The sequence below is a fragment of the Pseudomonas sp. SCPG-7 genome (assembly GCF_002156405.1).
Classification (GTDB): Bacteria; Pseudomonadota; Gammaproteobacteria; order Pseudomonadales; family Pseudomonadaceae; genus Aquipseudomonas; species Aquipseudomonas parakoreensis.
This window is the reverse complement of sequence record NZ_MVOO01000004.1, coordinates 292,223-317,669: the sequence shown is the minus strand read 5'-3', so window position 1 is coordinate 317,669 and position 25,447 is coordinate 292,223. Positions and strand designations below refer to the sequence as shown.

Here is a 25,447-nt window from a genome sequence, read left to right as displayed (position 1 = left end):
ATGTCTCGCCGCTCGACCGCTTTTTTCAAGACGCTGACTGCGCTCACCGTGCTGGTGCTGCTCGCCGGTTGCTCGTCGCTGTCGCCGTACTCGAAAGTGACCAAGATCAACCTGAAGCTGACCGGCAGTGATCAGCTCAACCCGGACCTCAACGGCCGTCCTTCGCCGATCGTGGTGCGTCTGTTCGAACTCAAGCACCCGGTGACCTTCGAGAACGCTGATTTCTTCAGCCTCTACGAGCGCGCCAAGGAATCTCTCAACCCGGATCTGGTGGCCAGCGAAGAACTCGAACTGCGCCCGGGTGAAACCGTGGAAATGAAACTCAGCGTGGAGGAGGGCAGCCGCTACGTCGGCGTTCTCGCTGCGTACCGCGATCTGCCGGAAACCAAGTGGCGCTACACCGTTCAGGTCACCCCGCTGGAGCTGACCGAAGCCGATCTGACCCTGGATCAGGCCGGGATCCGCAACACCCATGAAGCGCTCGCCAAGGCGGATGACTGAAGATGAATACCCATAAAGTCATTTGGCAGGAAGGCATGCTGCTGCGGCCGCAGCACTTCCAGCACAACGATCGCTATTACGATCACCAGATGAAAACCCGCACCCAGTTGCTGGGTGGTTACACCTGGGGTTTCCTCAATCTGGAGATCGACTTGCAGTTCCTCAACATGGGCAAACTGGTGATCAGTGCCGCGTCGGGGATCCTGCCGGACGGCAGCCTGTTCGAACTCGGCGGCAACACCGAGCCGCTGGCGCTGGACGTGCCGCCGAACACCGGTAACACGCCGATTTACCTGGCGCTGCCGTTGGTCACCGGTAACCACATCGAAGCGCGTCGCCCGGAGCAGTCCGACGTGCTCGCGCGTTACACCGCGTACGACGCCGAAGTGGCCGACTCCAACGCCGGCGACGATTCCGCCAGCCAGGTCAGCTGTGGTCGCCCGGACTTCAAACTGCTGCTCGGCGAGCAGCAGAGCGATCAGGCCTACGTGAAGCTGAAGATCTGCGACGTGCTCGACACCACGCCCGACGGCGTGATCAGCCTCGACCCGGATTTCGTGCCGACCTACATTCAGGCTCACGCGTCCAGTTATCTGCTGTCGTGCCTCAAAGAAGTCATCAGCATGCTCAACCACCGGGGCGACACGATTGCCGAGCGGATCCGCTCCAACGGCAAGGTCGGTGGCGCGGAAGTCGGCGACTTCATGATGCTGCAACTGATCAACCGCACCGAGCTGCTGCTGCGCCATTACCTCGGTCTGGAGCAGGTGCATCCGGAAGAGTTGTATCGCACGCTGCTGACCATGCTCGGCGATCTGGCGACCTTCTCCAGCGACAGCAAACGCCCGCGTCTGGACAGCCGCTATTCCCACGCCGATCAGGGTGCAAGCTTCCGCAAACTGATGGAAGCGATTCGTCAGGTGCTGTCGATGGTGCTCGAACAGCACGCCATCGAACTGATCCTGCAGGCGCGTCAGTACGGGATCATCGTGTCGCCGTTGCACGACCACAAACTGCTCGGCTCGGCGTCGTTCGTGCTGGCGGCGAGTGCCAACTGCGACTCCGAAGAACTGCGCCACCGCTTGCCGGCGCACCTCAAGGTCGGCCCGGTGGAGCGTATCCGCCAACTGGTCAACCTGCACTTGCCGGGGATCAAGGTCAAACCGTTGCCGGTGGCCCCGCGGCAGATCGCGTTCCACTCGAACAAAACCTACTTCATCCTCGAACTCAGTTCCGAAGACCTGGCGCAACTCGAGCGCTCCGGCGGCTTCGCGTTCCACGTGTCCGGCGAATTCGCCGAGCTTGAACTGAAATTCTGGGCCATCAGGAACTGACCGACATGATCAAGGAAACGGATTACAACCAGGACGACAAAACCGTCCTGCTCGATCGTCAGGGCCACGGACCGGCAGCCAGTCCGCTGACCGACTTCGCCGCGCCGCCGCGCTTCGAGCAACTGGAAGAACGGATGATCTACGCCGCGCGCCTGCGCCCGGCGGAGGCGTTCAACATCAGCCTGAATTCGCTGGTGGCGGCGTCGTCCGAACTGCTCTCGGAAGTGGTGCGTCTCAAACACAGCGAAACCCGCGAAGACCTCTACGCGCTCAACGAGCGCCTGACCACCGGGCTCAAGCTGTTTGAAGTGCGCGCGTTGCACAACGGCGCCGAAAGCAGCCAGGTGATGGCCGCGCGTTACGTGCTCTGCACCGTGGTCGACGAAGCTGTGGTGACCACGCCGTGGGGTAACGAAAGCGAGTGGTCGCAGATGAGTCTGCTCAGCAGCTTCCACAACGAGACGTTCGGTGGCGAGAAGTTCTTCCAGCTGCTCGATCGGCTGTCGAAGAACCCGGTCAAACACCTGCCGATGCTCGAGCTGATGTACCTGTGCCTGTCCCTCGGTTTCGAGGGCAAGTACCGCGTGCAGGCCCGTGGCATGCTTGAGCTTGAAGGCATCCGCGACGCCCTGTACCGGCAGATCCGTCAGTTGCGTGGCGACGTGCCGCGCGAGTTGTCGCCGCACTGGGAAGGCCTCAACGATCAGCGCCGCAACCTGGTGCGCATCGTGCCGGCGTGGATGGTGGTGCTGTTCACGCTGGTCTGCCTGGTGGTGATGTATTCGGGCTTCGCCTGGGTCCTGGGCGAGCAGCGCGACACCGTTCTGCAACCTTATCAGCCGCTTGATCCGGCCGCGGTGCAACCGCAGTCGCAGCCGTAAACAGGGACGTGTGATGAAAAAGTTTTTCAAGAAAGTCGGCGCCTTCCTGCGCCAGACCTGGGTCTGGACCTTGCTGCTGGTGCTGTTCGTGGCGCTGCTGGTGTGGTTCGTTGGCCCGTTGTTGGCGGTGGATGACTACAAGTTCTGGGAAAGCGCGACCTCGCGTCTGCTGACCATCGCCGTGTTGTTCCTGATCTGGGGACTGACCATGGTCTTCGTCAGCTGGCGCGCGGGCATCCGCAAGAAAGCCGTCGAAGAAACCGAAGACGGCCAGGATCGCATCCGTCGTGACGAGCTGATCGAAGAAGAACAAAAAGAGTTGAAGGCGCGCTTCAAGGACGCGCTGAAAACCCTGAAGACTTCGAGCCTGTATCGCGGCCGCAGCGAACGCTGGCGCAACGACTTGCCGTGGTACCTGCTGATCGGTCCGCAGGCCTCCGGCAAGACCAGCCTGCTGGACTTCTCCGGGCTGGAATTCCCGATCAACAAGATCGACCGCAAGCTGACCCGTGACACCCTCGGCACCCGTCATTGCGACTGGTACTTCGCCGACCACGGTGTGCTGATCGACACCGCCGGACGTTACACCACCCAGCCGGACGCGGAAGTCGACGGCAGTGCCTGGACCACCTTGCTCGAACTGCTGCGCAAGCGTCGTCGCGGGCGTCCGTTGAACGGTGTGCTGGTGACCATTCCGGTGGAATCGCTGATCGGTGGCAGCGAGCAGGACATCGACACCCTCGCGCGCCAGGTGCGCGGTCGTCTGCAAGACGTCTATCAGAAACTGCACGTCGATGTGCCGGTGTATCTGGTGCTGAGCAAGGCCGACAAGCTGCTCGGCTTCGACGAGTTCTTCGATCAACTGACTCGCGAAGAAAGCGATCAGGTGCTGGGCACCAGTTTCCGCAAGGATCAGGTCGGCACCGACGTCGCTGTACTGCGCGGCGAGTTCGAAGAGCTGCTGCGGCGCCTGAACAATCAGGTGATCATGCGCATGCACTCCGAGCGCGATACCCAGCGCCGTGGCCGCATCCTCGACTTCCCGCATCAACTGGGGCAGATCGGCGAGCGTCTGTGCCTGTTCGTCGACATGGCGTTCACCGGCAACCGTTATCAGCGCGCGTCGCTGCTGCGTGGTTTCTACCTGACCAGTGCGCCGCACCTGACCCAGGAAATGGACGCGACCACCGCCGGCATCGGCGCCAGCCTCGGCATGAGTGCCGGCGTGTTGCCGACCCTGCGCAGTGGCCGTTCGCGCTTCATCCATCATCTGTTCAGTCGGGTGATTTTCCCCGAGTCGGATCTGGCCGGCCTCGACAAACGCGAGCGCAGCCGCATCCATTGGGGCCAGCGTGCGTTGTACGTCGGCGCACTGGCGGCACTGGCGCTGTTCGGCATGCTCTGGGCCGGTGGTTTCTCGGCCAACTACGAGCGTCTGGAAAACCTGCGCACGCTGGCGCAGAACTGGACTCAGCAACGTTCGGCGCTGACCCCGCGTGATGACGCGATGGGCGTGCTGAAAACCCTCGACACCAGCTACGCCGCGACTCAGGTGTTCCCGAAGAAGGGCGACGTCTCGTACCACGAGCGTGGCGGCCTGTATCAGGGCGAAGACGTCAACCCGGTGGTCAGGCAAGCCTACGAGCATGAGCTCGAAGCGCAATTGCTGCCACGGGTCGCGACGATGCTCGAAGGGCAGATCCGCGCCAACATGAAGGACCGCGACAAGCTGCTCAACAGCCTGCGTGCCTACCTGATGCTGAACATGAAAGACCGTCGTGACGCGGCGTGGCTCAAGGACTGGGTCGCCACTGACTGGTCGCAGCGCTACACCGGCAACACCGCGGTGCAGAATGGTCTGAACACTCACCTTGAGCGCTTGCTGAAGCAGCCGTTCATCTACCCGCTGAACGATCAACTGGTCACTCAGGCACGTCAGGTGCTGCGCGCCGAATCGCTGGCCACCGTGGTCTACCGCATGCTCCGCGAGCAAGCGCGCAACCTGCCGGAATACCGTTTCAGCCAACACCTCGGCCCGCAAGGCTCGCTGTTCATCGGCACCGAATACGTGATCCCGGGGTTCTACACCCAACAGGGTTATCAGCAGTATTTCTCGGTGCAGGGTTCGGCGCTGGTCACCGACATCCTGCGTGACAACTGGGTGCTGGGCGAAGGTGCGGGCATCAGCGACATGGACTTGCGTCGCCTGATGGTTGAGCTGGAGCAGCTGTATTTCCGCGACTACGCCAACTACTGGAGCGAGGCCGTTGGCCAGGTGGCCTTGCCGCCGATCAGCGACGCCGGTGAAGGCGCCGAGCAACTGGCGGGCCTGACGTCGGCCAACTCGCCGGTGCTCGCATTGCTCACTGAAGTGCGCGAGAACACACGCTTCCCGGCCGCTGCCGATCCGGTGGACGAAGCCGGTGATGCCGCTGATGCACTGGCCGGGCAGAAGGGTAAACTGGGCAAGGTCGGCAAACTGGCGTCTGCCGTGGCGGACAAGGCGTCGGCGATGGCCGTGGCGAAAAGCCTGCCGGACACCGCGAAGAAGTCGCTGCAACGCCGCTTCGAGCCGCTGCACCGTTTGCTCGATGACAACAACGGCCCGGCCGCTGACCTGACCCCGGCCATCAGCGCGCTCAACGACCTGCAACTGCAACTGTCCGGTCTGGCCCGTTCCAGCACGCCGGAACAAGCCGCGTTCGAAATGGCGAAAACCCGCATGAGCGGCCAGCGTGATGCGCTGACCAACCTGCGTGCGGCCTCGGGTCGCCTGCCGCGTCCGCTGAGTGTGTGGTTCAACGTGCTGGCTGAAGACTCGTGGCGCCTGGTGCTCAACGACGCTTACCAATACCTGAACGGCCGTTATCAGAACGAGCTGTACAGCGTGTATGGCAAAACCATCAGCAAGCGTTATCCGTTCAGTGCCAGCAGCACCAGCGACGTGGCGATCAGCGACTTCCGCGAGTTCTTCCGGGCTCAAGGCACCGTCGACCGCTTCTTCGACAGCTACATGCGTCCGTTCGTCAGCGGTGATCCGGGCAACTACCGGATGCGTAGCGTCGACGGTCACAGCCTGCCGGTATCGAAGATGTATCTCGACCAGATGGCAGCAGCCCTGACGATTCGCCAGAGCTTCTTCTCGATCAACCCGGCCGAGCCGACCGTGCAGTTCAAACTGGAGCCGTACACCCTCGACCCGGCCGTCAGCCGTTCCGAGTTCAAGTTCGGCGACAAGACCATGGAATACCGCCACGGTCCGATCCTGCCAATGACGTTCAAGTGGCCGACCGACGCTGAAGACGGTCGCACCAGTCTGGTGATGGACAAGATGGCCGGGCGCCCGATCGGCATCGAGAAGAACTCCGGCCCATGGTCGCTGTTCCGTCTGTTCGACCTGATGCAGACCGAGTACCTGACTGGCCGCGATGTGTTGGTGCTGAAAGCCGACGTGGGTGGCCTGCGCGCCAACTACCTGCTGACCAGTCAGCGCACGCCGAACCCGTTCGACATGGGCGTGCTGCGCACCTTCCGTATGCCGGTGCAGCTCTGATGCTGGTGGCCAGTCCCTGGCGCAGCGCGGCGCGAACCGACCCGGGCAAGGTGCGGGCGCGCAACGAAGATGCCTTCCTCGACTCGCCACAGCAGGGGCTGTGGGTGGTCGCGGACGGCATGGGCGGTCATCAGGGTGGCGACATCGCCAGCCAGTTGATCGTTGCCAGCCTGGCTGAACTGCCGCAACACGAGGACTTCGACGAACGCCTCAAAGCCATCCGCCAGTGCCTGCACTGGCTGAACCGGCGTTTGGGGCAGGAATTGACGGTCACCGCCGGGCGCCACGACAGCATCATGGGCAGCACCGTCGTGGCGCTGTTGGTGGAAGGCAATCGCGCGGCCTGCATCTGGGCCGGCGACAGCCGTTGTTACATGTGGCGTGGGCAGCGGCTGTATCAGCTGTCCAAGGACCATTCGCTGCAACAGCAACTGATCGACGAACAGCAAATGAGCGTCGAACAAGCGGCGGCGCACCCGGCGGCTCAGGCGTTGACCCGAGCCGTCGGCGCCGCCGAACAGTTGACCCTGGATGTCCTCGAACTCGAGGTCTATCCGGGCGATGCGTTTCTGCTGTGCAGCGATGGTTTGTATCAGGGCCTGAGCAGCGATGCCCTCGGCAACGCCCTCAGCCTCAGCGCGCCACACGTGGCGCTGGAACGTCTGTTCGACGGCGCCCTGCGTGGCGCCGCCCGGGACAACCTGACTGCCGTGGTGATCCGCCAATGACTGAAATCGAATCCTCAGTCGATGACCTGCTGATGAGCGAAGAGCAGGCCAGCAACCTGACCTACTTCGCCTTCGCCAAGGCAAACAACGCCGAGCCGTTGCTGGCGCCGACCAAGGCCAGCATCGGTGCATTGCCGGACGTACTCGCCGGCCGCTACCACCTCGAGCGTCTGCTCGGGGCGGGCGGCATGGGTGCGGTCTACCGGGCGCGGGATCTGCTGCACGAGCAGTTTGGCGATCCCGACCCTTACATTGCGCTGAAAATCCTCAGCGAAGAATTTGCCGAATCGCCGGACGCCAGTGCCTTGCTCTACAGCGAGTTCGCCCTGACCCGGCGCCTGCGCCACGACAACGTCGTGCGTGCACACACCTTTGAAGTCGACACCGACTGCCAGCGGGCCTTCATCACCATGGAATACATGCGTGGCCTGACCCTGGACAAATTGCTCTGCGAACGGCCCCTCGGCCTGCCGTGGAAAGAAACGCGCGACATCGCGCTGCCGCTGCTCGATACGCTGGCCTACGCCCACCGTCGCGGCGTGCTGCACGGTGACATGAAACCGAGCAACGTCATGCTCAGCGAAGACGGCCTGCGCCTGTTCGACTTCGGTCTTGGCCAGGCAGACGAAGGCGTTTTGCCCGGTCTGCCACACCTGAGCCGTGAACGTTTCAATGCCTGGACCCCGGGCTACGCCGCCCCCGAACTGCTTGAGGGCCAACCGTTGTCGGCCAGCGCGGACGTGTACGGCGTGGCCTGCGTGATCTATGAACTGGCGAGCGGCAAACACCCGTTCCGCCGCTTGCCCTCGACCCAGGCCCGCGACGAGCACCTGGAGCGCGAGCTGCAAGCCCCGGCGAACTTACCGAAACACGGCTGGCCAGCGCTGCGAACCGCGCTGAGCTTCAATGCGGCAGAACGCACCATCACCGCCGATCAATTGCGTGACGCCTTGGGCGCCACTTCGTCCTGGCTGCAACGGTTGCGACTTCGGGCGTAACGGACGACATTCGAACAGGGAGCGCTTTATGTTCAACCCAGCTAACGAAACCCACTTCAGCCTCAAGGTCGAAGACTACGTGGGCGACCTGCAAGTGCTGTCGTTCACCGGCACCGAAGGCATCAGCCAGCCGTTTCGTTTCGACCTCGAACTGGTCAGCGAAAACCCCGATCTGGACCTGGAAAAACTCCTGCACAAGCAGGCGTTCCTCGCATTCGATCCACAAGGGTCAGGCATTCACGGGCAGATCTACCGCGTCGCCCAGGGTGATGCCGGCAAGCGCCTGACCCGCTACAAGGTCTCGCTGGTGCCGCAACTGCAATACCTGCATCACCGCACCAACCAGCGCATCTACCAGCAGATGTCGGCGCCGAAAATCATCGCGCTGATCCTCGACGAACACGGGATCAAGGGTAACGCCTACAGCTTCCAGCTGAGCCAGCCGTGCCCGGATCGCGACTACTGCGTGCAGTACGACGAAACCGACCTGCACTTCGTCCAGCGCCTGTGCGAGGAGGAGGGTATTCACTACCACTTCCAGCACAGCGACAAGGGCCACCTGCTGGTGTTTGGCGACGACCAGACCGTGTTCCCCGACCTCGGCCAGCCGACCGCCTACATACAGGGCAGCGGCATGGTCGCCGAAGAGCCGGTGATCAAAGGCTTCAAACTGCGTCTGGAAACCCGCACCAGCCGCACCACGCGCCGCGACTACGACTTCGAAAAACCGCGCCTGCAGATGGAAGCGGCTTACAAGCCGGATGGCGAGAGCACTGAACCGGATCTCGAAGACTACGACTACCCGGGCCGCTTCATCGACCGTGCGCGCGGCAAGTTCCTCAGCCAGCGCGCCCTCGAACGCCACCGCGCCGACTACCGCCAGGCCGAAGGTCGCGGCGACCAGACCAAACTGGTCAGCGGCCACTTCATGGCCATGTCCGATCACCCGCGCAGCGAGTGGAACGACCTGTGGCTGCTCACCGAAATCTTCCACGAAGGCAAACAGCCGCAAGTCCTCGAAGAAGGCGTGACCAGCGACACCACCGACAACAAGGACGACTTCCACCAAGGCTACCGCAACACCTTCCTCGCCACCCCGTGGGACGTGTTCTACCGCCCGGCCCTCGAACACCCGAAACCGCGCGTGCTCGGCAGCCAGACTGCCATGGTCACCGGCCCCAAAGGCGAAGAAATCCACTGTGACCAATACGGCCGCATCAAAGTCCAGTTCCACTGGGACCGCGAAGGCCTGGCCGACGACAAAACCAGCTGCTGGCTGCGCGTCTCCAGCTCCTGGGCCGGCGACCGCTACGGCGCCATCAGCATCCCGCGCATCGGCATGGAAGTCCTCGTCACCTTCCTCGAAGGCGACCCCGACCAACCCCTCGTCACCGGCTGCCTGTACCACAAGGAAAACCCGGTGCCGTACGCCCTGCCGGCGAACAAAACCCGCAGCGTGTTCAAGACCCTTAGCTCCCCGGGGGGCGGCGGCTACAACGAACTGCGCATCGAAGACAAAAAAGGCGCCGAACAAATCTTCATCCACGCCCAGCGCGACTGGGATGAAAACGTCGAGCACGACCAGAAAATCCGCGTCGGCAACGAACGCCACGACACTGTAGTGAAGAACACCTACACCGAGCTGAAGGCCGAAGAGCACCGCACCACCATCAGCGACCGCAAGATCGAAGCGAAGCTGGATGATCACCTGACGGTTGGGCAGAACCAGCATGTGAAGCTGGGTACGGCGCAGCTCACCAGCGTGGGGAAAGAGATTCACCTCAAGGCTGGGGACAAGATTGTTATTGAGGCGGGGACGGAGCTGACCATCCTCGGGGGCGGGAGCTTTATCAAGCTTGATGGCGGTGGTGTGACGGTGGTTGGGCCGGTGGTGAAGATTAATGCCGGCGGGTCGCCGGGGAGTGGGACTGGCATCGGGATTAAACCGCCGGTGCTGCCGGGGGCGGCGGATAACGATAAGGCGGGGAGTTTGATGGATCAGGCGTTGTTGAATGCACCGCCTGATAAGGTTAAGCCGAAGGCTTTTTTTGTGTTTTCTGAGTAAAAGACATGAATCATGCTTTTAAGAAAAATGTGATTACAGAAATGCCAGCTTCCAATGCACCAGTTAGCATGCTGTTTGGTCGAGAAAAAGTGCAATCGAAAATGACAACTTTAACGGCGAAGTCATCAAGTTTGATGCTCGCTAAACAGGAATGGCTTGAGTCAAAGAACTCAACTGTAGGCTTGCAGGACGCAAAGAATGACTGACTCTTCGACCCAAAGCACAACTCCGGAAATAGTTGTTCCAACGATCAAGTTTGAGTTTCCCATAAGGAAATCTGATGGGAAGCAATTTAAAGATGCCGAAGAGGTTTATCAGGCTATCGGAAGTGAGAAGTCAGGGCACTATCTACTAGGAAGTAACAAGTTCTGGCATGGTGGAATTCATATTAGTGACCTAAGTGCACCTCAATGTGTACTTCAGGAGCCCATACGCTGTATTGCTGATGGTGAAGTCGTCGCTTATCGCTTGAGTAAGGATTACTTGACTTCAACCTTCGGTGAGGGTGAGGGCTCTAAGTCTCTGAAGTACACTAATTCTTTCTGTTTGGTGCGTCACGAATATCATTCCCCTCCAAATGCCGAAGAAGGCGCGAATAAAGGTAAACAGAACAGGCTGACATTCTACAGTTTGTACATGCATTTATTACCGTTTGATCGGTATCCATTGTCACCCGAAGAAGCGCCTAATCAAAGAATCAAAATGATCGCCGGTGGCTTTACTGCGCGTAGCGACGCGAAGGGTGAACCGGGTTGTCATACTTATGGAGCAATTGCTGCGGGCACAGAGTTTGAGATTCTCGAAAAAAAGGGAACGGTTGAGGTTTATGCCAAGGGTAAAATTCTTAAGGGAAGTGTGGCAGGCCGCTCTGTGGGTCAGGAGGCTTGGTTTGCCTACAAAAAAAATGGCGAGATTTATCCTCGAACAACAACTGGTGGCACCGTTGCAGGACCAAGTTGGTTCGAAGTTTTACCTCCGCAGCGAGAAAAACCGAATTATTGGCACGGCAAAGTAAAGGCTACAGTAGGACCACAACCCTTACCGATATACAACGCTCCGGCGATACAAGCCAATGGGCAAAATGCAGGGCCACCAGTTGGCTCTATAGCACTGGTAGCTACCAGTGTTGTTACTTTCGACAGTGAAAAAGTTGTCAACCTGAATATCGCTGGAGCGATTAGGCGCATGGCTGAATGCACGCTAATTAGCGGCGGTCCCGGAGGCGGCGGAGCGGTGCCGCCAACATTTTGGGCTTGCGTCGAAAATGAGCTTCCATCGCCAGCGATGCGGTGGGATACAGTGACTCCCGCTGATGAGGCTTTTGAGAAAGTCGTCATTACTAGTATCGGCATCAAGGCAGGAAATCCTATTGGTTACCTAGGCCTGATGGAAAACCTTCTTGATGAGAGCGGTGAGGCAATTCGCAAGCACCAGGTTCATATTGAGGTTTTTACAACAGATCAAAAATTGGAAGAGTTTTTAACAAATCCAGCTGGGTTGACAACTGGGAAGAAGTTTTTGCGATTGGCTGCAAATAAAACTTTGACCAAAAAGCCTCCCCAGACGGGAGTCGTGGAGTTGGTTTCGGACCATGCCATTGAACTGAGTAAAGTTCCAATATTCAAAAATCCAGATGAATGGTATGAGCCAAAAGTCGAGGAGAATGGCCAAAGTAAAACAGGGCTAATCGCAAAAGGCGAAGCGGAGATTATCTCTCAGCACGATTGGGAAAAGCTTGGTTTTCGGATTGTAAAGGAGTCTAGTGCCGTTGCCGATGGTTTCCTTGATCCAGATGACATGCCAGAGTTTTTTAAAGGCCTATACAGCGACTTAGATAGGCTTGGAAACGCAGACGGGAAAGTTACACCGGAGGATTTTTCTAAGGCACTGCAAAATGCTGAGCTTAGGTCTCATTGGTCAAAGCTTATCGCCTTTCATCCAACTGAGTGGAAGGACGCGTCCAGCGAGGCGAAGTGGGGTAGACTACCGCAGATTTTGGAAGGTTCACCAAAGACGCTCGCCCATGAGCAGGCACGCATAGATAAATTGGTGTTCTGGAGTGAACTGTCTGGTAAAGCTGAGGTTCCTGCTGATGGACTTGTTTGGCATTTTCATCCGATAGAGTTTATTGAATATATCAAGGTTAGGCCAAAGTTTGAGTTTACTTTGGATATGATGAAAAAAATCTACCCCGGACTTGGTCCGTCGAAGTATGTCGATCTTCAGGCGATAGCGGATGAACTCAACGCTAATATTGACTTCTTTAAACTTGATACACCACTGCGCAGAAGTCATTTTTTTGCACAGGTAATGCAAGAGACTGGGCCGTCACTTAGCGTGGAAGAAAGTTTTTTGTGGAAGGCTACCTCTCTGATAGCGACATTCTCGTATTTCACTAATAATCCAAGTGCGGCTCATGCTTTAGGCTATCAAACTACAAAACCGATAAAGGCTGATGGAACAGCGGTGACGTCAGCTGATTATAGAGAGGTCGCTAACCGGGCATATGGTGGTCGGGATGATTTAGGGAATGGCGATTACGCAACTGGCGATGGATGGAAGTTTCGTGGTCGAGGGCTAAAGCAGCTAACGGGGAGGGAGAACTATAGAAAATTCACTATTTGGTATAGAAACAATTTAAGTAGGTGGCCAGGCGATGATAAAGATTTCGTGGAGTCGCCTGATTTATTGTTGCAGATGAAATATGCTGTCCGCTCTGCATGCTATTTTTGGGTAGGTCGAGAGTTGTATTCAAGGGCGGATAGCGGGCCGACTGATGCGGCTGTTGATTTAATCACAAATATTGTGAATATGAATACGAATAGTCGGCAAGCAAGGAAGGATAACTTTCAGAAAATATGGCAAGGAGAATACTTTAAGTGATTGGGTATAATAGGCGTATTATGTTTGGAAAAAACAGTCTTAGGGCTTTGGCTGTAGCTTTAGTTTTTGGTTTTTTTATGCCTTCAGCCATCGCAGGGGAAGGAGAGGTGACGCTTTGCGAGTCACAGGAAGATATTTACTTTAGTTGTCCAATTCCGGGTGGGAAAATAGTATCAGTATGTGCTCTAAAAAACCATGACCCGAGTTCAGGGTATGTACAATATAGATATGGTGCGCCTGGCAAGTTAGAGCTTGTATATCCAAAGAGTAAGCTGCCCCCGAAGGGGCGCTTCTATGTAGTAAATGCTTCTGAGGGTAGCGCAAATTTAAATACGATAAAATTTTATAGTGGTCGGTATACATATTTTGTCGCGCAAGCATTTACAAGCTATCTGACCGTGCTAAAAGATGGCGAGCTTGTTCTTAGAAAATCATGTGAGGATGGTGGTTATGCGTTCATTAATTGGAGCGCCTTAAAAGGTATCGAATCGCTCCCGAAAAGTGCGGAGGATTTTAAGTAGTGGGATAGATATGAAACGGTCAGATTCATTTTTTAGCTGAGCTCGATGATGAATCTGGCCTTTTTAGGTGGTGAGTAAAAGTTGGCGTTCGTATGTGATTTTGGAAAAGGTGACAGATTTATTTGTGGTGGTTTCACCACTATTGGATAGTTTGGTTTCGTAGCCTTAGGAGATCTAACAACAGTTTTGTCTATCTTGTGTGTTTCTTGGGTGAATTAGTTTTTGTACAGTGTTTTTAAATGGAATTAATGTTTGTGATTAAAAATATCGCTCTACCTTTTTGTATCGTTGCTCTTTCTGTTTTTAACAGCGTGGCCCAAGCGGAGCCGTTCTACTCCGCGAAGATACTGCAAGCCGATTATTCTGCAGTTCCTGACATAAAGCTGTTGATTAGAATTCAAGATGTTGAGTCAAGTAGTGATGAGGCGAGCGGCTCTAGGCTGGCCACTTGCATGAAGGCAAGTAAGTCAGCTACGCAGCCTGGCCCCAACCCTTGTTTCAGAATTCAGTTAGATGAAGGCGAAGGCAAGGTGAAAGTGACGAGTCAGACATTGCTTAATGACCCTCAGCGAGCAAGCGATCCGGTATATATTGAGTTGGTCTATAAAAGTGGGGCGACAAAAAATCAGTATGGATATTATGACAATAAAACAGTGTTGCTAACTGTTGAGGATAATAATGGATTGAATAATTGGGATTCGGATATCCCGCAAAGCCTGCCTCAAGTAAAGATTGAAAAAGATCGAGGGATTTATCAGTTGGTTCTTGCGGACGCCGATGCTCTGCTCAATTCTGCCTACCGAGATAAAGCGAGTCGTTTGAGTCAAGACAAAAGAGATGTTTTTCGTGAGGTTCAAAGAGCCTGGATGAAAAACAGAGATCTTGAATGCAATAGCGCAATATTTGGAGAGTATTCGGAAAGCTGTTTGATTCGGTTAACGATTGATCGTGCCAGACAGATCGCGGTCGCGCCTTTGGCTAAATAGCCAAGCTGTCAGAGCTTACAGTGAAATCGAATGGAAGCGAGAAGAAATCGCCAGGCTCCTTTGCGCGCATTACCAAGTATTCTGTTGGTAAAGTAATTCTGAAGGTAGGGTCATGAGAAAAGCTCTTTTACATATTAAAATTATTTTTTGCTCGTTAGTGGCATTTAGTTCGTTGGCACAATCTGCAAGTTTCGATTGCAGTAAAGCTTCGTCGGATGTTGAAAAAAAGATCTGCAATACGCCTTCTTTGTCAAAGCTGGATGAGCAGCTAAGAGAAGTGTTCAAGCCTCTAAAAAAACAACGTACTTTCCAAGTGCTTGAAAGTGAATGGCTAGAGAATGTGCGCAACACCTGTGAGTCAGTTGAGTGTCTAGAAGATGCTTACAATGAGCAAATTGGATTTCTGTCACCGTTGCCATTGCCTGGGGCCAGTGCTTCAAATGAAGTCAAAATTTTGCCCGCTGATAAAATTTATGCTCAATCCAGTCGTCCTTGGAAAACTGTTGAGCTGGCGGGCCTTCCGAATGGCAAAGATGTCGTTGAGCGTTTCTTGATTTCAGCGGAAGTAATATCTGGAATGTTGCACGTTGTAGCATTCGAGGGGCATTACGATGTTCCTAATTCTATCTATAGAGGTAATTTGTATGAATACATTGATAGGCATCCGATTGTGCAGCCAATCACGTACACGATAGCAAAGGACATAGGATTTCAGGGGGCGTTCAACTTAGGAAACAATGAAGAAGGGGAACGATACGCTGGAATCATGGGCGGCACCTTTTACTATCGCGAAAAAATAGCAAGAAACCAGCTAAAAGGTATGGCTTATAAAGTTGGGTCAGGCACTCAGCCGCAGGAAACCAGTTTGCTACTTCAGCAATGGTCGAACACTTTCGAGAATGCCAAAAGTGGTTTGCTATTTCAGGGTGATGAGGTATTTGGAGAGCTGAAAGCTTATTATCCAAACACTCCTGGGTACGAGACTATTGCACCAGTCGATAGACCCGAGGTGGGTTGGAATATTTTCAGCCCGATTTGGAGCAAGTCGCGTCCTATTTTGTATTTCAAGAATGGTGATGAGACGATCTGGCGTGCCAGTGTTGTGGATAAAACACTAATTAAAATTGTTAGTGCAAGTGATCGAGTCGTTATTAAAAATCCTACTCCTGTTGATTTGAATGGTCGTGAAGCTGTTGTTTATCTCGAAGATTACTTACTTAAGATAGCTATTGCGCCCGAATGAGTAGGGCATGATTTCAATAGGCAGTATTCAGCTTTTTTAATGTGTAGGGATCTTGCTATGGCTAAGCTCATGGTGCGTATGTCTTTTTACGTGCTGATAACTTCTTCATCGTTACTCACGCATGCAGCATTTGCTCAAGATGCATGTGTCGATATCACTACGAACTCCCAGAGTGAAAGATGTTCTGTGAGTGCCAAGGCTGCTGCAGATGCGCAGTTGAATACCAGTTATCAAGAATTAATGGTTCGGCTTGAGGGTGGATATCAGACAGATCCAGTTCTTGCCGCAAGCCAAAAGGCGACGGTTCAGGAGGCTCAGCGCGCCTGGATCAACCTACGCGATACCGATTGCCAGATCGATGCGTTGGAGACAGAGCCGGGCTCTTCGGCGCATGTGGCCGCTGTGAACAATTGCATCGCCAGTATGAGCCGTGATCGGTCGGTTTTTCTGGACAATATCGCGTCTGATAGCGGTAGTGGCTCTGCATTTGGGCGTGGCTCGTGCCCAACGCAAGACTTCGCCCAGTTTCTTCCATACTTCTCCGCTAATGCCGAATCGCAAAAACGACTGACTGCGCAAGCGGTGAAACTGTTGGTGTTGAAGGGAACGTCGGATATAGGACGAATAGTGACTCACGTCACTGCAGAGGTGGGACGCGACATGTCGTTTCCCTTAATGGCTGTGGTGCCTGATGGGAAAGTCGAAGGTATAGAAATCGAGAGGGTGGATGATCGTCACGTTGACGTTGTGGATAAACGTGCTGGAAACAGCAATATTAAGATCTTCAACTTTTCGCGCAAGGCCTGCTGGACGCTTGAGGGGGTTGAGGATTGGTCGATTCCCGCAAAGGAGCTTTCTGTAGCCAGCACGCGCTCATTGAGTCGCGAAGAAAATTTCTGCTTACAGCGTGCGCAAGGATTTGCTGGCTTGGGTGGTCTTGAGCAATACCGTCTGACAGGAGAACTTTTTGAGGCCGCATTGGAAAATTATCTGTGTGCGGCTGCTTCAGGCGATCCTGCTTCCAGCGAGACTGCGGCTAGGCTGAGTCTGTCGGGTATGGCTCCGCAGTTGGAATACAGCAAAGTTGAAGCTCTTTTCAAAGCGGCAGCGGTTAATTCGCCAGGAGGAGCTGAGGGGCTGGCAAGCTTTTATTGTTTTGGTAATGACACGGCTGGGAGCGGACCCTGCCAGCGGCCCGCTGATGTGGAGAAAGAGCTTATTCGCGCCAGCTCCATGGGATCAGCACATGCAATCGTTTCGCTTGGTGACTATTGGAAGAGTGGCGATCTCGGAGAGAAGGATATCCCTCGTGCCTTGGCTTGTTATCAACTTGCCGCCGATAAAGGCTACGAGTCAGGTCTCAGTGCTGCAAAGCGACTTCAGTCGGAAGTGACTGAGCCAATCGCTCCGAGCAAATGCTATTAGTACGATCAATTGACGAAGGGCGCTCATAGCGCCCTTCGTCAGTTATGGGCTATCAACCCCGCGTTTGATACTCCTGAAACTCTATGTGATCGAGCGTGCCTTCCACCATCAACCGCACCCCATCCGCCATTCTGCTCAGGGCCAGTGCTACCGAGCGGCGGGAGCCGTGGAGGTCGTCGGCGAGGTCGCAGGCGATGGCGCTGATGGACAGGAGGTCTTCGGAGGCGTTGGCCATCAGGGCTTCGGCGTCGGTGCCGGGAGTGAGGCTGAAGAGGCCGGTTTCGCGTTTGGGTTGGGACTCGGTGCGCGGTTTGAAGTGGTGGTCGAGGGCGCGTTCGGCGGCTTCGTGGAGTTTTCTTGAATCGACAGATTCGTAGGGCGAGGTGTCCTCAGTGTCGGGTGTCGGGTGTCGGGTTGGTCATCGGCGTAAATCCTTTGGAGTTAGAAGAGATTTGCTCCGGATTTCGGACTTGCACATCCGGTCACCGATTTGGCGGCGACAAGCAAAGGCTATCGACGAACTGCCAACCTGCCTAGTTCATAGGTATCGCGGTACTTTGCAGGAAATTTCCCATAGGTTTGCAGGCCGGGAGATCAAAAGATCGCAGCCTTCGGCAGCTCCTACAGGGATGTGTTTCAACAGATGTAGGACGGTGGGTGCAGAAGCGTGACTTGGCGGTCATCGTGCGGGAAATGGGCTGCATCATCTTCCATTAGAGGCAGATAGTGGCGTTATCGTATGAATCCCTTACACTGCCCCGGCCGTTCATTTTCCTTTTGAGGCTGTGCGCATGAAATTTCGTTTTCTTCTGTGGATGATGGGTTTGTTGATGGGGAAGGCCAGCCGGACAAATCCTGCGTTCCAGCAGCAGTTGGGTGACAAGGATCTGGTGTTTCAGCTGCAGACGCTGGACGGGAAAGTGGCGCGGCATTTCGTGGTGAAGGATCAGCGCATTACCAGCAAGTCTGGCGTGGTGGCGGAGCCGGCGTTTGCGATTGCGTTCAAGGATGCGGGTTATGCCTTTGCCACGATGCAGGCCAAGAACAAGCAGCTGGCGTTCATGCAGGGGATTCAGGACAAGTCGATCCAGCTGAAGGGGAATCCGGCGCTAGTGATGTGGTTTCAGGGGTTGATGAAGTATTTGAAGCCTAGGAAGGCCAAGCCGAAGGCTTGAGTAAATGGGCTGTTGTGGCGAGGGGATTTATCCCCGATGGGCTGCGCAGCGGCCCCAAAACCTGAGACCTCGATATAACTGACACACCCTGTTGGCTGGGTTTGCGACTGCTGCGCAGTCGAGCGGGAGCAAGCTCCCTCGCCACAGAATCTGTGTTGAGCAGGTAGATTGGGGTGGATTCTTCGCGAGCAGGCTCGCTCCCACAGGGGTTGTGTAAACCTTGGGGGAGCGGGCCTGTTTTGGTTCAGGCCTGGCTGAACTGTGAGGCCAGTTCGCGCAGCAGGACTTCGGCTTCGAGGACTTTGCTGACGACGTCATTGGCTTTGTCGCGGGTCAGGCCGACGCGGTCGAGCAGGGCGTCGGGGATGTCTTCGTCGGGGCCGGAGCCGATGCCGCGGCTGCGCAGCAGGCGCACGGCCAGGCAGACGAGGTTCGGGTATTCGGCGTAGGCGCCGTCGTAGCTTGGGTCGTGCTGGAAGCGCAGGGCGGTGGCCAGTTCATCGGGCATGTCCCAATAGCGCATCAGCCACGAGCCGATCTGTTCGCGGCTGATGCCCAGCAGGTGCTGCTCGATGTAGCTGTGGCACAGGTGCGGGTTGACCTCCAGGTGGCGGCAGATCAGCGAGAAGTGCGGCGGGAACACGTGGGCCAGCAGCAGGTAACCGAAGTTGTGCAGCAGACCGGCGAGGTAGGTCAGGCCGGCTTCCGGGCGCTGGGCGCGCGGCATGGCGCGGGTCAGGCCTTCGATGACGGCGGCGGTGTAGATCGATTGCTGCCAGTACGGCGTGGTGTGTTGCGGATGGTCCTTCGGCAGGCTCAGGGTCTTGCCGAGGGCCAGGCCCAGCGCGAGGTTGATCACCAGATCGAAACCGAGCACGCGAACGATCGCGTCTTCCACCGAGCGGATCTTGCCCGGCGAAGCGTAGTACGGCGACGCCGCCCAGCTCACCACTTGTGCAGCCAGCGCCGGGTCGGTTTCGACCACGCCGGTGATGTCGTCGATGGTGGCGTTGGGGTCGACGCGCAGCTTGATGATTTTTTGCGCCGTCTCGGCCAGCGGCGGAATCTCGATGGTCGCTTCCAGACGCTGCTGGATCCGGCGCGCAGTGAACGCCTGCACGGCCTGGGTGATTTCCTCACGGTCATCGTCCGGGCGGTCGAGGTTCGGGCGGATGCTGCTCAGGGCTTCGCCGAAGTTGGCGGCGCTGGCTTTGGTCAGCATGCTCTTGAAGTCTTCGCTGGCGATTTCCAGCAGCAGGCCCGGCTCGCCGGAGTTGATCAGCAGCTTCGGTTCGCGCAGCAGGCTTTCTTCGTAGAGGCACGGCGAACTGGTCAGCGCCGGCAGGCCCGGCAGCAGGCTCAGGCTGTGTTTGCCGAGCATCTTTTCCAGGCGCTCGGTGGACACGGCGGTCAGGCGCCGGCCCGTGAGCTCGGCGAGGCGGTTGAGGTCGAGCAACTGGCTCTGCGGAAACAGCACCATCAGCGCGCCCACGGCGTCGTCCAGCAACACGGCTTGTACCTTGCGCGAAGCATTGAGGCCGTGGTGGTCGAGCACTTCTTCGTAGGCGATACCCAGCTTGCCGAGCAGCAGCCGAATTACAGACGGCGCGTGCGGAAGTTCGGGGGCGAGAGCTGCGTCAGTCATGGTCTGTATCCGTTTTTGAAACAATGGCAGGAGTATAACCAGCTCTGTCGGAACGATCCTTCACAAACTGCGACGGTGCTCACACTTGGCCGTATTGCTGCCCATGGCGCAGCCAGCGGTCGAGCAACGGGCTGACGTGAGTCGGCCAGCGCTCCAGCAGCGCCTGCGCGGCATCGCGTACCGCGGGCAGCAGGTCGGCGTCGCGCATCAGGTCGGCGACCTTGAATTGCAGTAGGCCGGTCTGACGGGTGCCGAGCATTTCGCCGGGGCCGCGCAGTTCGAGGTCTTTTTCAGCGATGACGAAACCGTCGTTGGTCTCGCGCATGATGCCCAGGCGCTGGCGGCCGATCTGCGACAGCGGCGGATGGTAGAGCAGCACGCAATGGCTGACCGCGCTGCCCCGGCCGACGCGACCGCGCAACTGGTGCAGTTGCGCGAGGCCGAGGCGCTCGGGGTTTTCGATGATCATCAGGCTGGCGTTGGGCACGTCGACGCCGACTTCGATCACGGTGGTGGCAACCAGCAGTTGCAGGTTGCCGGCCTTGAATTCGGCCATGACCGCCGCTTTTTCCGCAGGCTTCATGCGTCCATGGATCAGCCCAACCTTGAGCTCGCCGAGGGCGGCGGTGAGGTCTTCGAAGGTGGTTTCGGCGGCCTGACAGGTCAGCTCTTCCGACTCTTCGATCAGCGTGCACACCCAATAGGCCTGACGCCCTTCGGCGCAGGCGCTGCGCACCCGTTCGATAACTTCGACGCGACGGGTGTCGGTGACCAGCACGGTGTTGACCGGGGTGCGACCGGGCGGCAGTTCGTCGAGGATCGAGGTGTCGAGATCGGCGTAGGCGCTCATCGCCAGCGTGCGCGGGATCGGCGTGGCGGTCATGATCAGTTGGTGCGGACACATGCGCCCGCCGACGCCTTTCTGCCGCAGCGCCAGACGTTGCTGGACGCCGAAGCGGTGTTGTTCGTCGATGATCACCAGCGCCAGATTCTTGAACTGCACTTCGTCCTGGAACAGCGCATGGGTACCGACCACCATCGGCGTGCCGCTGGCGATTTGCTCCAGTGCGGCGACGCGATTCTTGCCCTTGAGCTTGCCGGCCAGCCACGCGACGTCGATGCCCAGCGGTTCGAGCCAGCGCTTGAAGGTGATGAAGTGCTGTTCGGCGAGGATTTCGGTCGGCGCCATCAGCGCGACCTGATAACCCGCCTCCAGCGCTTGCAGCGCCGCGAGGGCGGCGACCACGGTTTTGCCCGCGCCGACGTCGCCCTGAATCAGGCGCAGCATCGGTTCGTGCTGGCTGAGGTCGTAGGCGATTTCGTTGCCCACGCGTTGCTGGGCGCCGGTCGGGTTGAAGCCGAGGTTAGCCAAATACTTCGGCGGCAACTTCGTCGCTTTCGGCATCGCTGGTGCGCGCAGTGAACGCAGGCTTTCGCGCAGACGTTGTTGCGACAGTTGATGGGTCAGCAGTTCTTCGAAAGCGAGGCGATGCTGGGCCCAGTGATGACCGAGGGCGAGCTCATCGACGTCGGCGTCGGCGGGCGGATTGTGCAGGTAGCGTATCGCATCGGCCAGCGGCGCCAGTTGGTAGTCGCGGGCCAGTTCGGTCGGCAGCCAGTCGGGCAGGGTGTTCGGCTTGAGCAGGGTCAGGGTCTGCATGCACAACTGGCGCAGGCGCTGTTGGGTCAGGCCCTCGGTGAGTGGGTAAACCGGGGTCAGGGTTTCATCCACGGGCGGCGGTTCGTCACCGGTGATGGCGCGGTATTCCGGGTGGTAGATTTCCAGTCCCGAGGCGCCGGGTCGCACTTCGCCGTAGCAGCGAATCCGCGTGCCGCGCTTGAGGCCTTCTTTCTGCGCATTGCTGAAATGGTAGAAGCGCAGGCTCAGCCCGCCAGTGCCGTCCTGCATACGCACGACGAGGCTGCGCCGCCGGCCCATGACCACGTCGGCACCGCTGACGGTACCTTCGACCACCGCGTCCTGGCCCGGGCGCAAGTGGCCGATCGGCACCACGCGGGTGCGATCCTGATAACGCAGCGGCAGGTGAAACAGCACGTCCTGGAGATTCTCCAGGCCGACCTTGGCCAGTTTCTCGGCCATGGCTTCGCCGACACCCTTGAGTGCCGTCACCGACACTTGCGACAGCTCGGTCATGACCCTGGCTTAACCGGCCGTGACCGGCGCGGCGGGCTTGGCCACCGAGCACAGGCGAACGGAGTCGGCGAGGATCTCGATGGCTTTCGGCCGCGGGAAGCTGGCGCGCCAGGCAATCGCCACGGTGCGGAATGGCACCGGCGCCGACAGCGGGCGTACTTCGATCACGCCCGGGGCGTAGTGATGGCTGTCCACCGCCGACAGCGGCAGGATCGAAATGCCCAGACCGGACGCGACCATATGGCGGATGGTTTCCAGCGAGCTGGATTCCACCGTGGTGTGCTTGGCGCCGTCGTTGCCCTTGGTCAGGGTCGGGCAGGCTTCCAGCACCTGATCGCGGAAGCAGTGGCCTTCGCCGAGCAGCAGCAGGCTCTTGTCGTTGAGCAGGCCCGGGTCGATGGATTCTTTTTGCGTCCACGGGTGTTGGGCCGGCATCAGGACGTAGAACGGCTCGTCGTACAGCGGCAGGGTCAGCACGTCGGCTTCGTTGAACGGCAGGGCGATGATGATTGCATCGAGCTCGCCGTTGCGCAGTTTGTCGCGCAGCACGTGGGTGAAGTTTTCTTCGATGTACAACGGCATCTGCGGGGCGACCCGGTGCAGTTGCGGAATCAGGTGCGGGAACAGGTATGGCCCGACGGTGTAGATCGCACCGACTTTCAGCGGCGCGGTCAGCTGGTTCTTGCCGGCCTGGGCCAGTTCACGGATGCCTTGCGCTTGCTCCAGCACCTTTTGCGCTTGGGCGACGATGCCTTCGCCAACCGGAGTCAGGCGCACGGCGCTTTTGCTGCGCTCGAAAATCAGCACACCGAGTTCGTCTTCAAGTTTTTTCACGCCCACCGACAGGGTCGGCTGGCTGACGTGACAACGCTCGGCGGCGTGGCCGAAGTGCTGCTCTTGGGCGAGGGTAACGATGTAGCGTAATTCTGTGAGGGTCATAGCGAGCGTCCATGAAGTTGCGGGCCAAGCATAACGGCTGCAATCGATAGACGCACGTTATCAGACTGAGTGAGGAATGCGACACCGGGCAATGTGAGTTTGCCGTTTATGGATGAGCTGAAAAACAAAAGATCGCAGCCTTCGGCAGCTCCTACAGGGGGGCGAATACCTGTAGGAGCTGCCGAAGGCTGCGATCTTTTGATCTTGCTACTTAACGACGACGGTCCAGCGAGTACACAAACGGCGCCACAATTTCGATCGAGCCGTTGTTCAGCATATCGGCCGGCGGCTTGGGCAGCGGTTGTGCGCGACGGATCATTTCCAGGGTGGCCCGATCCAGATCGGCGTTGCCTGAGCGGCCCACCAGTTCGAACGACAACACATTGCCTTCAGCGTCGACGACGAAACGCAGACGGTTCACGCCTTCCTTGCCGCGAGCCTGCGCACTGGCCGGATACTTCTTGTACTTGCCCAAGTGCGCGAGCAGGGTGTTTTGCCAGCTGGCCTTGGCGGCCATTTGTGCGGGCGACGGCCCCGGTGCCGGCTGGGCGGATTTCTCCGTCGGTGCTTGGGTCGGCTGCGTCTCCGCCGGTTTTTCCTCGGAAGGTTTTTCCTTCACCGGCTCCGGTTTTTTCTCCACCGGTTTGGGCGGCTGCGGTTTCGGCTTTGGCTTGGGTTTGGGCTTTGGTACGGCAATTTCGGCCTTCGGTGCTTCAGCCAGTTTCGGAATCGGCAACTCTTCGACCGGGGTCGGTGGCTGCGGCGGTGTGACGACTTTCGGCGGAGCAGGCGGTGGCGGGGTCGGAACCGGTGCCAGCTCGACCATCATTGCCTGCGGCGGCAGTTCGATGGGCGGGCGGGCGGTCCAGTTCAGCGCCAGCGCGATGGCCAGCGCGTGAACGCCCAGCACCACGGCCAGGCTACCGCTGTAACGCGTCAGCTTATGGCGCGTCGTGATCATTTCTTGGCTGCGCTCTCAAGGCCCACCAGACCGACCTTCAGGTAACCGGCCGAGCGCAGTTTATCCATCACGCTCATCAGGTCGCCGTAGTCCACACCCTTGTCGGCCTGGAAGAATATGGTGGTGTCTTTTTTGCCCTGGGTCTTGGCGTCGAGCGTTGCGCCGAGGGTATCGGCGTTGACTTCGTCGTCGCCGATGTAAAGGCGCTGATCGGCTTTAACGCTGAGGAACACCGGTTTCTCCGGGCGCGGCGCCGGTTTGGCGGTCGAGGCCGGCAGGTCGACCTTGATGTCCACAGTGGCCAGTGGCGCGGCCACCATGAAGATGATCAACAGCACCAGCATCACGTCGATGAACGGCGTGACGTTGATTTCGTGGTTCTCGGCCAGATCGTCGTCTGCGCCTTCTTTCAAATGCAGGCCCATGGCCGATTACCCCACTTTCACCATGTGTGGTTGCGAGCTGCTGCGCTCAGGCTGGTGATCGAGGTCACGGCTGACCAGCAACAGGACCTGCGCCGAAGCGTCGGACACCTGCGCCTTGTAGCCGGCGATGGAGCGGGCGAACACGTTGTAGATCACCACCGCAGGAATCGCAGCAACCAGACCCAACGCGGTGGCCAGCAGCGCTTCGGCGATACCCGGCGCCACGACGGCGAGGTTGGTGGTTTGGGTCTTGGCGATACCGATGAAGCTGTTCATGATGCCCCACACGGTGCCGAACAGGCCGACGAACGGCGCGGTGGAACCGATGGTGGCGAGGACGCCGGTGCCGCTGCTCATGTTGCGGCCACAGGCGGCGACCAGGCGCTCAAGGCGGAAGCTGACGCGCTCCTTGATGCCTTCCTTCTCGCGGCTGTTGACCGACAGGCGCATCTCTTCGAGGGCGTCGTGCACCAGCAGGTTGGCGAGGGTGCCTTCCTTCGCCGCAGTGGCGCTGGCTTCCTTGAGGGTGGCGGCTTTTTTCAGGGCCGCGATTTCACCACGCAGACGCCGCTTGGCGCCCATCAGCTCGAAGCCTTTGGCGATCCAGATGGTCCAGGTGATGATGGAAGCGATGGCCAGGCCGATCATTACGATTTTCACGATGATGTCGGCGTTCTGATACATGCCCCATGGCGACAGGTCGTGGGCCATGCCCAAGGTGTTGTCGGGTTCGAGTACTTCAGGGGTGTCTGCGGGGGCGGCGTCTACTGCCGGCACCGGGTCGGTGGTGGCTGGCGCGGCTGCAGGTGCGTGCTGTTCGGTGGCCGCCGGAGCGGTTGGCGCTTGTGCGTCGGCGAAAGCGGCGGTCGGTGCCAGCATCAGGCTGAGCAGCAGGGCCGCCACTGCGCTGAAGGCGCGAGGTCGTTTGGTTGGCGAAGCGGGGTTTTGATTACGTGTCATGCTGGCCGGACCTGAGGTAGAAAAACGGTAATGCTCTTCCAGGCCTCGTAAGGCCGAGAACAAAAGTGG

At 58.0% G+C, this 25,447-nt stretch carries 20 protein-coding genes and 1 pseudogene; 14 read left to right on the top strand and 7 right to left on the bottom strand.

Annotated features, from left to right (window positions below; genetic code table 11):
* From tssJ to B1722_RS10810, 13 genes are all read left to right on the top strand, one after another.
* Complete coding sequence (gene tssJ / locus B1722_RS10865) at positions 1-501, top strand: type VI secretion system lipoprotein TssJ (protein ID WP_007962325.1); 501 nt, start codon at positions 1-3, stop codon at positions 499-501.
* 2 nt (positions 502-503) lie between these two features.
* Positions 504-1,835, top strand: a complete 1,332-nt coding sequence (tssK, locus tag B1722_RS10860) for a type VI secretion system baseplate subunit TssK (RefSeq protein ID WP_007962327.1) — start codon at positions 504-506, stop codon at positions 1,833-1,835.
* 5 nt (positions 1,836-1,840) lie between these two features.
* Complete coding sequence (gene icmH / locus B1722_RS10855; RefSeq protein WP_086792454.1) at positions 1,841-2,716, top strand: type IVB secretion system protein IcmH/DotU; 876 nt, start codon at positions 1,841-1,843, stop codon at positions 2,714-2,716.
* Positions 2,717-2,729: 13 nt separating this feature from the next.
* The gene (gene tssM / locus B1722_RS10850) at positions 2,730-6,269 is read left to right on the top strand and encodes a type VI secretion system membrane subunit TssM (protein WP_086792452.1); all 3,540 of its coding nucleotides are present in this window, start codon (positions 2,730-2,732) and stop codon (positions 6,267-6,269) included.
* A complete protein-coding gene (locus B1722_RS10845) occupies positions 6,269-6,997 on the top strand; it encodes a PP2C family serine/threonine-protein phosphatase (RefSeq protein WP_027610389.1) in 729 nt (242 codons plus the stop codon). The genes tssM and B1722_RS10845 overlap by 1 nt, the downstream gene beginning before the upstream one ends.
* The gene (locus B1722_RS10840) at positions 6,994-7,995 is read left to right on the top strand and encodes a serine/threonine-protein kinase (protein WP_027610390.1); all 1,002 of its coding nucleotides are present in this window, start codon (positions 6,994-6,996) and stop codon (positions 7,993-7,995) included. The genes B1722_RS10845 and B1722_RS10840 overlap by 4 nt, the downstream gene beginning before the upstream one ends.
* A 28-nt stretch (positions 7,996-8,023) precedes the next feature.
* On the top strand, positions 8,024-10,060 hold the full coding sequence (locus tag B1722_RS10835; RefSeq protein ID WP_086792450.1) for a type VI secretion system tip protein VgrG: 2,037 nt from the start codon (positions 8,024-8,026) through the stop codon (positions 10,058-10,060).
* A 5-nt stretch (positions 10,061-10,065) separates the two neighbouring features.
* Positions 10,066-10,266, top strand: coding sequence for a hypothetical protein (locus B1722_RS28925; RefSeq protein ID WP_140396005.1), 201 nt, complete (start codon positions 10,066-10,068; stop codon positions 10,264-10,266).
* Positions 10,259-12,943 (top strand): chitinase, encoded by a 2,685-nt coding sequence (locus B1722_RS10830; RefSeq protein ID WP_086792448.1) that lies wholly within the window; start codon positions 10,259-10,261, stop codon positions 12,941-12,943. The genes B1722_RS28925 and B1722_RS10830 overlap by 8 nt, the downstream gene beginning before the upstream one ends.
* Positions 12,940-13,464 carry a hypothetical protein gene (locus B1722_RS10825; protein WP_256578843.1) on the top strand — a complete coding sequence of 175 codons (525 nt, stop codon included), beginning with the start codon at positions 12,940-12,942 and terminating at the stop codon, positions 13,462-13,464. Before B1722_RS10830 ends, B1722_RS10825 begins: the two co-directional genes overlap by 4 nt.
* A gap of 239 nt (positions 13,465-13,703) precedes the next feature.
* Positions 13,704-14,450 carry a lysozyme inhibitor LprI family protein gene (locus B1722_RS10820; RefSeq protein ID WP_086792446.1) on the top strand — a complete coding sequence of 249 codons (747 nt, stop codon included), beginning with the start codon at positions 13,704-13,706 and terminating at the stop codon, positions 14,448-14,450.
* Positions 14,451-14,562: 112 nt separating this feature from the next.
* Positions 14,563-15,693: a lysozyme inhibitor LprI family protein gene (locus B1722_RS10815; RefSeq protein ID WP_086792445.1), complete on the top strand. Its 1,131-nt coding sequence runs from the start codon at positions 14,563-14,565 to the stop codon at positions 15,691-15,693.
* Positions 15,694-15,750: 57 nt separating this feature from the next.
* A complete protein-coding gene (locus B1722_RS10810) occupies positions 15,751-17,118 on the top strand; it encodes a lysozyme inhibitor LprI family protein (protein ID WP_086792443.1) in 1,368 nt (455 codons plus the stop codon).
* A gap of 52 nt (positions 17,119-17,170) precedes the next feature.
* Here B1722_RS10810 and B1722_RS10805 read toward each other — a convergent pair.
* Positions 17,171-17,536, bottom strand: a pseudogene (locus B1722_RS10805) (DUF6124 family protein); the annotation flags it as partial.
* 373 nt (positions 17,537-17,909) lie between these two features.
* On the opposite strand from B1722_RS10805, the gene B1722_RS10800 reads away from it, so the two are divergent.
* Positions 17,910-18,293 carry a helicase gene (locus B1722_RS10800; RefSeq protein ID WP_086792441.1) on the top strand — a complete coding sequence of 128 codons (384 nt, stop codon included), beginning with the start codon at positions 17,910-17,912 and terminating at the stop codon, positions 18,291-18,293.
* Between the two features lie 244 nt (positions 18,294-18,537).
* Here the strand turns inward: B1722_RS10800 and B1722_RS10795 are convergent, their stop codons facing one another.
* The 6 genes from B1722_RS10795 to exbB form a co-directional block, all read right to left on the bottom strand.
* Positions 18,538-19,938: an aminoacyl-tRNA deacylase and HDOD domain-containing protein gene (locus B1722_RS10795; RefSeq protein ID WP_086792439.1), complete on the bottom strand. Its 1,401-nt coding sequence runs from the start codon at positions 19,936-19,938 to the stop codon at positions 18,538-18,540.
* Between the two features lie 79 nt (positions 19,939-20,017).
* The gene (gene recG, locus B1722_RS10790) at positions 20,018-22,093 is read right to left on the bottom strand and encodes an ATP-dependent DNA helicase RecG (RefSeq protein WP_086792437.1); all 2,076 of its coding nucleotides are present in this window, start codon (positions 22,091-22,093) and stop codon (positions 20,018-20,020) included.
* A gap of 9 nt (positions 22,094-22,102) precedes the next feature.
* Positions 22,103-23,032: a hydrogen peroxide-inducible genes activator gene (locus tag B1722_RS10785; protein ID WP_007962352.1), complete on the bottom strand. Its 930-nt coding sequence runs from the start codon at positions 23,030-23,032 to the stop codon at positions 22,103-22,105.
* Positions 23,033-23,243: 211 nt separating this feature from the next.
* Positions 23,244-23,993, bottom strand: a complete 750-nt coding sequence (locus B1722_RS10780) for an energy transducer TonB (protein WP_041071568.1) — start codon at positions 23,991-23,993, stop codon at positions 23,244-23,246.
* Positions 23,990-24,418: a TonB system transport protein ExbD gene (exbD, locus tag B1722_RS10775; protein ID WP_041071566.1), complete on the bottom strand. Its 429-nt coding sequence runs from the start codon at positions 24,416-24,418 to the stop codon at positions 23,990-23,992. Before exbD ends, B1722_RS10780 begins: the two co-directional genes overlap by 4 nt.
* Positions 24,419-24,424: 6 nt before the next feature.
* The gene (gene exbB, locus B1722_RS10770) at positions 24,425-25,378 is read right to left on the bottom strand and encodes a tonB-system energizer ExbB (RefSeq protein WP_041071564.1); all 954 of its coding nucleotides are present in this window, start codon (positions 25,376-25,378) and stop codon (positions 24,425-24,427) included.
* Positions 25,379-25,447 lie beyond the last annotated feature (69 nt).

What these genes read in the sequence shown, in the direction of transcription:
- recG (WP_086792437.1), bottom strand. Translation starts at nt 22,093, where the DNA reads ATGACCGAGCTGTCGCAAGTGTCGGTGACGGCACTCAAGGGTGTCGGC.
- B1722_RS10800 (WP_086792441.1), top strand. Translation starts at nt 17,910, where the DNA reads ATGAAATTTCGTTTTCTTCTGTGGATGATGGGTTTGTTGATGGGGAAG.
- B1722_RS10820 (WP_086792446.1), top strand. Translation starts at nt 13,704, where the DNA reads ATGGAATTAATGTTTGTGATTAAAAATATCGCTCTACCTTTTTGTATC.
- B1722_RS10785 (WP_007962352.1), bottom strand. Translation starts at nt 23,032, where the DNA reads ATGACCCTCACAGAATTACGCTACATCGTTACCCTCGCCCAAGAGCAG.
- tssM (WP_086792452.1), top strand. Translation starts at nt 2,730, where the DNA reads ATGAAAAAGTTTTTCAAGAAAGTCGGCGCCTTCCTGCGCCAGACCTGG.
- B1722_RS10815 (WP_086792445.1), top strand. Translation starts at nt 14,563, where the DNA reads ATGAGAAAAGCTCTTTTACATATTAAAATTATTTTTTGCTCGTTAGTG.
- exbD (WP_041071566.1), bottom strand. Translation starts at nt 24,418, where the DNA reads ATGGGCCTGCATTTGAAAGAAGGCGCAGACGACGATCTGGCCGAGAAC.
- B1722_RS10780 (WP_041071568.1), bottom strand. Translation starts at nt 23,993, where the DNA reads ATGATCACGACGCGCCATAAGCTGACGCGTTACAGCGGTAGCCTGGCC.
- tssJ (WP_007962325.1), top strand. Translation starts at nt 1, where the DNA reads ATGTCTCGCCGCTCGACCGCTTTTTTCAAGACGCTGACTGCGCTCACC.
- tssK (WP_007962327.1), top strand. Translation starts at nt 504, where the DNA reads ATGAATACCCATAAAGTCATTTGGCAGGAAGGCATGCTGCTGCGGCCG.
- B1722_RS10830 (WP_086792448.1), top strand. Translation starts at nt 10,259, where the DNA reads ATGACTGACTCTTCGACCCAAAGCACAACTCCGGAAATAGTTGTTCCA.
- B1722_RS10840 (WP_027610390.1), top strand. Translation starts at nt 6,994, where the DNA reads ATGACTGAAATCGAATCCTCAGTCGATGACCTGCTGATGAGCGAAGAG.
- B1722_RS28925 (WP_140396005.1), top strand. Translation starts at nt 10,066, where the DNA reads ATGAATCATGCTTTTAAGAAAAATGTGATTACAGAAATGCCAGCTTCC.
- B1722_RS10795 (WP_086792439.1), bottom strand. Translation starts at nt 19,938, where the DNA reads ATGACTGACGCAGCTCTCGCCCCCGAACTTCCGCACGCGCCGTCTGTA.
- B1722_RS10845 (WP_027610389.1), top strand. Translation starts at nt 6,269, where the DNA reads ATGCTGGTGGCCAGTCCCTGGCGCAGCGCGGCGCGAACCGACCCGGGC.
- B1722_RS10810 (WP_086792443.1), top strand. Translation starts at nt 15,751, where the DNA reads ATGGCTAAGCTCATGGTGCGTATGTCTTTTTACGTGCTGATAACTTCT.
- icmH (WP_086792454.1), top strand. Translation starts at nt 1,841, where the DNA reads ATGATCAAGGAAACGGATTACAACCAGGACGACAAAACCGTCCTGCTC.
- exbB (WP_041071564.1), bottom strand. Translation starts at nt 25,378, where the DNA reads ATGACACGTAATCAAAACCCCGCTTCGCCAACCAAACGACCTCGCGCC.
- B1722_RS10835 (WP_086792450.1), top strand. Translation starts at nt 8,024, where the DNA reads ATGTTCAACCCAGCTAACGAAACCCACTTCAGCCTCAAGGTCGAAGAC.